The sequence below is a fragment of the Pontiella sp. genome (assembly GCF_041622395.1).
In the GTDB taxonomy this organism is placed as follows: Bacteria; Verrucomicrobiota; Kiritimatiellia; order Kiritimatiellales; family Pontiellaceae; genus Pontiella.
Map to the genome: position 1 here is coordinate 1 of NZ_JBFJYW010000182.1, position 8,080 is coordinate 8,080.

Below are 8,080 nucleotides of genomic sequence, written 5' to 3' on the forward strand. Positions count from 1 at the left end.
AAATAGGTCAGCTCGAATTCGGCCTCGCCGCTGAATTCGGAAAAGATCGTCCAGCGCGCCAGCTCGTTCAGCCGCGGCGGATAGACCAGTTGGGTAATTTCGATCTGGTCCGCATGGGTGACGGGCCGCAGGTCGAGCGACGTCGGGTCGATGAGCGTGTTGCTCCACATAAACTGGAGCCAGTTCCAGCCGCGCTTGAGCGTCATCTTCCGCGTTTCGCGGATAAGGGTGAGGTCCTCGGCGTTGTAGATCGTCAGCTGCACCTCGTCGCGCCGCGGCAAGACGTTGAGCTCGATGTTGCTCGCCGGGGCGAACGGCTGGGATGCCCGCAACGCGGCGGTCGCCGGGGCAGGCGGGCCGCCTGCGGTACGATCCTCAACGGGCAGGCCGGGCCGGATCAGCAGAAACGCAAAAGCGATGCTCGCGGCGGCGGCAAGAATGATCGCCGGGCGCCAAACAAGGAGCTTCGATCGTCCGGGTTGCCGACATACCGCCAGGACGGCCTCGATTCGTTCCTCCGAAACCTCGGGCTGTTCTTTCAACACATCCAGCGCGGCAAACTGCGCCTCGATGGCCTGAAGCGCATGCCGGCATTCGGCGCAGCGTTGCAGATGCGCGTCGATCTGGCCGCGTTCCGTTTCCGGCAGCAGATTGAATTGGTATTCCCTGAGTTGGTCGGCGCTGAAATGGATCATCGCAAACCTCCTTGCGGCAACTTCACGGCCAGGGTTTTGAGGGCGCGCGACATGTGGGTTTTCACGGTGCCCAGCGAACATCCCATGATTTCGGCGACTTCCGGGTAGGTGTGCCCCTGGTAGTAGGCGAGCACCAGCGCGGCGCGTTGCTTGGGCGGCAAGGTTTCGACGGCGGCTTTGACGCGGTGGCGGAGTTCGGACTGGGCGGTTTGCTCGTCGGGCGTGCCGGCGGGGTCGGTTTGCTCGATTTCGAACGGCTGGGTCTCCGGGCTGCGGTTGTTTTTCCGGATGCTGTCGATCGCAATCCGCGTGGCGATGGTGAAGAGCCAGCTCTTGAATCTGGCGCCGGTTCGATAGGTGTGCGCCTTTTGGTGCACCCGCAGGAAGGTTTCCTGGAACAGGTCTTCGGCCGTTTCGCTGTTATGCACCATTCGCATCAGATATCCGTATAGCCCGCTTTTGTATCGGCGCAACAGGGCCGGGAAGGCCGTTTGATCGCCATCCCGGTACGCTTCCATCAGAAGTTCGTCGCTCTGCTCCATTAAACGCCGCGGTTCCTTTATTGCCTATACGCCTGTCGTCGCGGTTCGGTTTACAAAAATTCCGTGCTTTTTTCGCGAAGCGGAATTCTATCCCCTTTCCCGTCGGTTGGAAACGATGCGGACGGATTTTTTGAGCGGGCAGGGCTAGGTCGCGGCGATTTCGAGGCCAAGGGTGCGGATCATCTCGAGGTCGGACTCGTATTGGGAGCCGGCGACGGTGAGGTAGTTGCCGGTCATGAGGCCGTTGGCGCCGGCGGCAAACAGATCCTTTTGGCGGTCGCCGAGGATATGGGCGCGCCCGCCGCAAATGCGCAGGGTGGTGGAGGGCAGTAGAAAACGGTAGAGGGCGATGATGCGCAGGGCCTCTTCGGCGGAAAGGGGCGGCTGGTCCTTGAGCGGCGTGCCGGCGTGGGCATAGAGGAAGTTGATCGGGACGCTGTCGACGCCGAGCTCGCGCAGGGTGAGGGCGAGGTCGATGCGGTCCTGCCAGCTTTCGCCGAGGCCGAATAGTCCGCCGCTGCAAACCTTGAGGCCGACCTGTTGCGCGGCCTTGACGGTGTCGAGGCGGCTGGTCCAATCCTGGGTGGAGCAGATTTCGGGGTAGTAGTTTTCGGAGGCCTCGAGATTGTGGTGGAAGCGGGTGATGCCGGATTCCTTGAGCATCGCGAGCTCTTCGGGGGCAAGGCGGCCGAGCGATCCGCAGACGGGCGCCCGTTGGCCGCTGCCGATTTTCCTGACGGTGTCGGCGAGCTGCTCGAGTTCGTTCGAGGAGAGTTTGCCGCCGCTGGTGACCACGCCGCACATGCGGTCGCCGCCTTCGATGTCGTCGCGGATGCGGTTTTCGAGGTGCTGGGCGTCCATGAAGGGGTAGACGTCGATCGCGGTGGAGTTGTGGCCGCTTTGCGAGCAGAAGCGGCAGTCCATGTCGCATTTGCCGCTTTTCGCATTGATGATGCAGCAGAGTTGGATCTGCTTGCCGAAGAAGGCCTCGCGGATCCGGGTGGCCCCGGCAAAGAGCGCGGTTTCGTTCGCGTCGACGAGCGAAAGCGCTTCCTCGGGCGTGCAGCCGGCCCCCGCGATGGCGTTGTTGATGATCGATTCTTGCATGGCTTCCCGTATCGGTTGTTGAAACGGGGCACCATACGGAAGAGGCGGCTTTTGGAAAGCCTATTTTTCGGGAGAAGGAACCACCAGCACGCAACGGTTGGTTTGGTTCATGACGGCTTCGGAGACGCTTCCGAGCAAGGCCTTGTGCAAAAGGCCATGGCCGTGGGAGCCGAGAATGATCATGCCGGCATCCAGCTCTTCGGCCTTGGCAACGATGGTTTTGGCGGCGGGGCCCTTGATCAGCAGGGCCTGGGAGTCGATGCCTTGTTCCCGCAGTTTGGCGGAGATGCCGAGCAGTTCGTTGTGCTCGCGCTTGATCTCCTCCGCGCTGAGGTCGCGGGCGAGTTGGATGTCGCCGGGCATGCTGACGAATTCGGGCGAGTAGCCCGTGAACTGCGTGCTCTCGTAGACCACGGCCTGCGTTTCGTCGGAGGTGACGTGCAGGACCCACAACTTGGCGTCGAGCGCTTTGGCGAGGTTGGCCGCATGATCGATCACGGCCTCGGTGATTTTCGAAAAATCGACGGCGACGAGCAGGTTGTTCATAGGGCCTCCTTGGTTCGAGAACGCTACTTTAGCCCATTGGTGTTTTTTGGCAAGAGCAGCTTAGGGGAGTTTGCCGCGCTGGGGGCTGATTCCGCGCCGGGGCTTGATGCCGAGCTTGTCCATGCGGTAGCGCAGGATGCGGCGGGTGGTGCCGAGATAGTCGGCGGCGCGGGTCTGGATGCCGTTGCATTTTTCCAGGGCCTCGAGGATCAGGTTGCGCTCGAAGTTGCCGACGGCTTCTTCGAGGTTGGGGAGTTGCGCGGAGTCGGGCCGGCCGTCGGGATTGCTCATTCGGATTCCTCCAGCGCCGGCAGAACGATGGAGACGGTGGTGCCGCCGGAGCTGGTCTCGATATCCATCTGGCCGTTGTGGTCGACCACCGCGCGTTTGGCGATGGGGAGTCCAAGCCCGAACCCGAGGGCCTTGGTGGTGATGAACGGCGAGAAAACCTTGTCGCGTACGGAGTCGTCGATCCCGCTTCCGTTGTCGGTGACCATGATGAAGACGTTCCCGGAACCCTGTTCGGGCATGCGGCCCTTGGCGGTGACGTTGATGCGCGAGCCGGGCTTGTTGGCCAGGTTTTCGGCGGCGTTCTTGAGCAGGTGGTAGACGCATTCCTCGAGCGAGCCGGCGTCGCCGTTGATCTGCAACGCGGAGTCGTCGGCCGATAGGTGGATCTTGAGGTTGTCGTGGTCGAGTTCGGACTGGATGCGGGTGACGGCGTGTTCGATGGGTTTGCGGATGTCGAGCGGTTGCAGATTGGGTTTGGGCGGGTTGGCGAATTCGTTGATCTTGTCGATGATCTGGTTGAGGCGGTCGACTTCGCTGGTGACCTGGTCGCCGAATTCGGTGCGGAAGTCCGCATCCTCGTAGCGCTTGGGCAGTAGCTGGGCAAAGGTTTTGATGGCGACGAGCGGGTTGCGGATTTCGTGGCTCATGCTGGATGCCAGTTCGTTCCAGAAGGTGGCGCGCTCGACCTGCTCCTCCTTTTCCTTGAGCAGCTTGACCCCGGTCACGTCGCGCAGCATCGTCATGGCGCCGACGCAGGTTCCGCCGTCGGAGAGGCAGCGGGTTTCTGCGGCGAGGGTGAGCTTGGTGCGGCTGTCGGTCCATTCGAGGAGATCGCGGGCGGCCATCTGTTTGACGGAGCGGCGCAACGTGTCGGCGATGCGGCTGCCGAGAACCTCGGCCTTTTGTCCGATGATCTCTTCCTCGGTCGGCTGGAGGATTTCCCGGGCCGTGCTGTTGAACCAGCGAATGATCGCGTTTTCGTCGCACGCCACGATGCCGAACGGGATGGAGTGCAGCACCGTTTCGGCGAGGGCCTTCTGCAGGGCGGTCGCTTCGTACTGCAGCGCTTTTTCCAACGTGGTGGAAATATGGTCGGCGAGTCCGGTGAGGTCCTCGAGGTCGGTGAGGTCGAACGGAATTCCGGTGGAGCGCTGGCCAACGAAGATCCAGCCTTTGATGCAACCGGAGGCATAGAGCGGGATGATGATCTCGGCCCCGAGCGAGTCGAGCATATGCTTGAGCATGGCCCGTTCCTGGGGGTCGAAAACGTTTTCGAGCGTCTTGCGCGAAATCAAGTGGGTATTCATTTCCAGCCAGCGGACAAACGGGTTGTCGGGGCGGATGACCAGTTTTTCCGTGGCGGCGAGGCAGCGGGTGCCCGCCTGGTAGGCGTAGTTGTCGGTTGCTTCGGATTTGATGAAAATGCCCGCGCGCGAAACCCGGGCCGTGGCGACGAGGCCCTCGACGACGCTTTCGAAAAGCATGTCCACGTTGTCGAAATTGCGCTGCGCCTTGGAAAAGTTCTGCAGCGGAGCGGAAAACAGCGCGCGCGGCTGGGGACGTTGTTCGGCTCTGCGGGCATTCAGGGTGGCGAGCTCTTCTTGCAGGATTTTGTTCTTTTGGCGGAGCGACAGGCATTCGATCGCCTGCTTGAGCAGGGCCTGGAATGCGCGGCGGTCGGGTTCCAGCGAGGTCGTCGCGAACGGTTCGAGCCATTCGGCGGCAAGCATCGGGTCGGAACGGTCGGCGCCGAGCACAATGACGATGGTCGAGGGCTTTTCCTTGCGGATCGACGCGAGGACGTCGAGGCAGTTGGCGGCCCGCAAGTCGGCGATAAGCAGCGTGTCGCCGAACTGGGCGATCCACTGCTCCAGCTCGGTCTGTTCGTCGATCGGTTGCAGCGCCACGATGGAAGAGGCGATGCGGACGATGCGCCCGGAGAGGTTCTCGTCGCGGGTGTATAGGATGCATGACGGAAGGGTCTTCATTTGGCGATGCCCTCTTCTAGAACCGGGATGTAGACATAGAACGTGGTGCCGCGACCGGGTTCGCTTTCCACCTCGATCACGCCATGGTGCTCGCTGATAATGCCGTGTGCAACGGATAGCCCCATGCCGGTTCCTTCGCTTTTGCTGGTGAAGAACGGATCGAAGATCTTTTGGAGCTTATCGCGTTCGATGCCCTTGCCCGTATCGGTGATTTGCAGGCGGATGCACTTCTTCGTCGTCGCCCGTTCCCGGGAGTCGGGACTGGCGAAGCGGTAGTTGCAGTTGATGGTGCCGATGGTGATGTTGCCGCCCTCGCCGATCGCTTCGATGGCATTCAGCTTGAGGTTGATCAGGGCTTGCGACAGCAACTTGGCGTCACCGAAGATTTCGTCGTTGGAAGCGTTGTATTTTGTCGTGAGGTCGATGTGGTTCAAGGCGCGCTGTTCGTGGGTGAGTTTGAGCGTCTGGGCAATGGTGTCCTGCAGTTTCATGGGAATGAGGTGCGGTTTGGCCGGTTTCGAGAAGCTGAGCAATTCGTTGACGATGCCGTCGATGCGCGAAACCTCATGGGCGACCAAACTCGAAAAATCGTGCCGGAAGTCCTCGTCGTTGTAGCGCTTCGGCAGTAGCTGGGAGAAGGTTTTGATCGTGACGAGCGGGTTCTTGATTTCGTGGGCCATGCCCGCCGCCAAGGTGCCGACGCTCGAAAGCTGGTCCGTTCTGCGAACCTGTTCTTCAAGGCCTTTCAATTCGGTGATGTCGGTGAAGACCAGCAGCGCGCCCATCGGCTTGCCGTCGTGCCCTAGCAAAAAGGCCGATCCCATACGGATGTTTGCGCTCTCTTCCTCCGTGTCTGGATTATACAGCGTTGCGTCCATGTTGCGAACGCCCGTCTTGGTTTCGAGCGTGGTTTCGAGCGCCATTTGGATGGCTCGCGGCAGGATCCCGATCGGTTTTCCGATCGCCGCATCGTCGGGGATGCCGGTGATGCGCTGCGCCTCGTGGTTGAACAGGGTAATGGTCCGGTCGGGGCTGGCCACGATCACTCCGCTCACCAGCTGGTCGAGCATGATTTCGTTGCGGATCTTGCTGTCCTGCATCTCCGTATAAAGCTGCGCATTCTCCAGCGCCACCGCAAACTGGTTGCACAGGATTTGGATCGCGTCTAATTCGGTCTTGTCGTAGAAGCCTCCACCTTTCTTTGGCCCAGCCAAAAGAAGGCCTGAGAGCACGCTCTTCGAGAAAATTCCGACTGCCATGTTTGCACCCAGTTCATTCAGTTCTTTTTGCACTCTGATGCTGAGTTCGGTTTCTCGGACGCGAGAGAGAGTGTCTTTACAAATGGTGTCCTTTGACGAAGCCGCCATTTGAATCAATGCGCTCTCTGTGCTGATTGCCTTGTCTATCGCTATGGATTCCGTGGAGTAGTTGAGAGCGGATTGATTCTTTTCCAAGCTAATTATGCGGATGGATTTGGCGTTGAGTGCATGCTGCACGAGTTGCGAAAAATGTTTCGACAGCGTGTCCACGGCATAGACGGATTGGAAAATTTCACCGGCTTGCTTCATGGTGCCGGAAACATCCATGGATTTAGTTCCGATTAGTTTGGTCGTTGCTGCGCGGATATGGTGTTGGATAGGCGACTGACTGATGAGGGTCACTACTATGGCAGTAATTTGAGCGACCATCGATGGGTCCTTCATGACATCGCTGAGCAGGTAGTTCATGGCGTGCCAGCAAGCAAAATAGACCAATCCCAGAGATCCAGCAAGTAACGCGTAGGCCATGGCCTGTCTGATAATTCGTTCAATGCCCAAGATGCGGCGGGTTGCAATGCCGTAGGCAATCACCAAGTTCATTGGAATAATGCAGAGCGGACCGTATTGCTGTGGTTGAGAGCTTCCGGAAATAATAGCCAAAACGTGGATGATCAATGCCACTGGCAATGCGCTTGTCATGCCGATCAGCGCAAACTGCATTTCAGCTTTAGGCATGCCTTTAGAAAAGCGCAGTGTTTTATAGAAAACATATATGGTCCGGTAGATAACCAGGGGGAAAAATGCCATGAAAACAAAAAAACCATAGCCATAGTCGGCTTCCGGAATTCTTAGTTGATTGGTGGGGTTGGGTAGCGTGACTTCCTGAAGGAAAAAGGATGTGCAGCACATGCCTGCTACTATAACGCTCAGCAAGAGCATGGCTCTGGATTTTAAGAATAGCTGGCGCAATTTTAGATGTGGCGCAGCAATGGCTTGGCAGAAGATATAGAAGGTCACGGGAATGGATGCACCTGCGATTGATGCTCCTCGGATTCCGATCGCGGCAGAGAGTTCTGTTTTTGCATATGCAATGCTAAATACAAATATAACCCACACGGAGAGGCTCGATGAAAACAAAAGGAATAAGCGGTTTTGCGAGCGTTTGGAGTTCGTGAAGTACACCGAGAGGCTAATCGCAGCGTTGATCACAAAGATGACGAGCAGGATGACTTGTCCGGGAATCATCAGTCGTTGTCCCATTTTCCTACAACAAGGCTACAGTTGCTGCGCCCAAATCCATGGGAGTTAACAATGGCTTTATCGATGTTTTTTAGTCTGCTTTGTCCGGGAACGTAGTCTAAGTCGCAGTAAGGGTCCCGGGTGCAGTAATTGGCTGTGGGAGGAATTTCCGAAGAATGGACTGCTAGGGCAGTTGAAATGAGCTGTTGAATTCCTCCTGCTCCCATCGCGTTGCCACACGCTCCCTTGATCGAAGAAACGGGAATATCGTAGGCCATATCCCGGAAAACTTTCTTAATGGCGTTGGTTTCAGTGATGTCCATGTATGGATCGCCGGGGCCGTGGGCCGAAATGAAACCGATCCTATCGGTCTGAACTCCTGCGTTCATGATTGCAATCTGCATGGACTGTTC

The 8,080-nt window shown here is 58.5% G+C and carries 6 protein-coding genes and 2 pseudogenes; all 8 read right to left on the bottom strand.

What is annotated here, in order from left to right; genetic code table 11:
- A pseudogene (locus ABYO54_RS11030) lies at positions 1-695 on the bottom strand (anti-sigma factor); the annotation flags it as partial.
- On the bottom strand, positions 692-1,237 hold the full coding sequence (locus tag ABYO54_RS11035) for an RNA polymerase sigma factor (RefSeq protein ID WP_372808305.1): 546 nt from the start codon (positions 1,235-1,237) through the stop codon (positions 692-694). The gene ABYO54_RS11035 and the pseudogene ABYO54_RS11030, both read right to left, overlap by 4 nt.
- A 144-nt stretch (positions 1,238-1,381) precedes the next feature.
- The gene (bioB, locus tag ABYO54_RS11040) at positions 1,382-2,344 is read right to left on the bottom strand and encodes a biotin synthase BioB (protein WP_372808306.1); all 963 of its coding nucleotides are present in this window, start codon (positions 2,342-2,344) and stop codon (positions 1,382-1,384) included.
- Positions 2,345-2,404: 60 nt separating this feature from the next.
- Positions 2,405-2,890, bottom strand: a complete 486-nt coding sequence (locus ABYO54_RS11045) for a universal stress protein (protein WP_372808307.1) — start codon at positions 2,888-2,890, stop codon at positions 2,405-2,407.
- Between the two features lie 60 nt (positions 2,891-2,950).
- Positions 2,951-3,181, bottom strand: coding sequence for a helix-turn-helix domain-containing protein (locus ABYO54_RS11050; protein WP_372808308.1), 231 nt, complete (start codon positions 3,179-3,181; stop codon positions 2,951-2,953).
- Positions 3,178-5,169, bottom strand: a complete 1,992-nt coding sequence (locus tag ABYO54_RS11055; protein WP_372808309.1) for a nitrogen regulation protein NR(II) — start codon at positions 5,167-5,169, stop codon at positions 3,178-3,180. The genes ABYO54_RS11050 and ABYO54_RS11055 overlap by 4 nt, the downstream gene beginning before the upstream one ends.
- Positions 5,166-7,688 carry an ATP-binding protein gene (locus ABYO54_RS11060; RefSeq protein ID WP_372808310.1) on the bottom strand — a complete coding sequence of 841 codons (2,523 nt, stop codon included), beginning with the start codon at positions 7,686-7,688 and terminating at the stop codon, positions 5,166-5,168. Before ABYO54_RS11060 ends, ABYO54_RS11055 begins: the two co-directional genes overlap by 4 nt.
- Positions 7,673-8,080 (bottom strand): annotated as a pseudogene (locus ABYO54_RS11065) (hypothetical protein); the annotation flags it as partial. The pseudogene ABYO54_RS11065 and the gene ABYO54_RS11060, both read right to left, overlap by 16 nt.

Coding starts and splice junctions, on each gene's coding strand:
- ABYO54_RS11050 (WP_372808308.1), bottom strand. CDS start 3,181: ATGAGCAATCCCGACGGCCGGCCCGACTCCGCGCAACTCCCCAACCTC.
- bioB (WP_372808306.1), bottom strand. CDS start 2,344: ATGCAAGAATCGATCATCAACAACGCCATCGCGGGGGCCGGCTGCACG.
- ABYO54_RS11035 (WP_372808305.1), bottom strand. CDS start 1,237: ATGGAGCAGAGCGACGAACTTCTGATGGAAGCGTACCGGGATGGCGAT.
- ABYO54_RS11055 (WP_372808309.1), bottom strand. CDS start 5,169: ATGAAGACCCTTCCGTCATGCATCCTATACACCCGCGACGAGAACCTC.
- ABYO54_RS11060 (WP_372808310.1), bottom strand. CDS start 7,688: ATGGGACAACGACTGATGATTCCCGGACAAGTCATCCTGCTCGTCATC.
- ABYO54_RS11045 (WP_372808307.1), bottom strand. CDS start 2,890: ATGAACAACCTGCTCGTCGCCGTCGATTTTTCGAAAATCACCGAGGCC.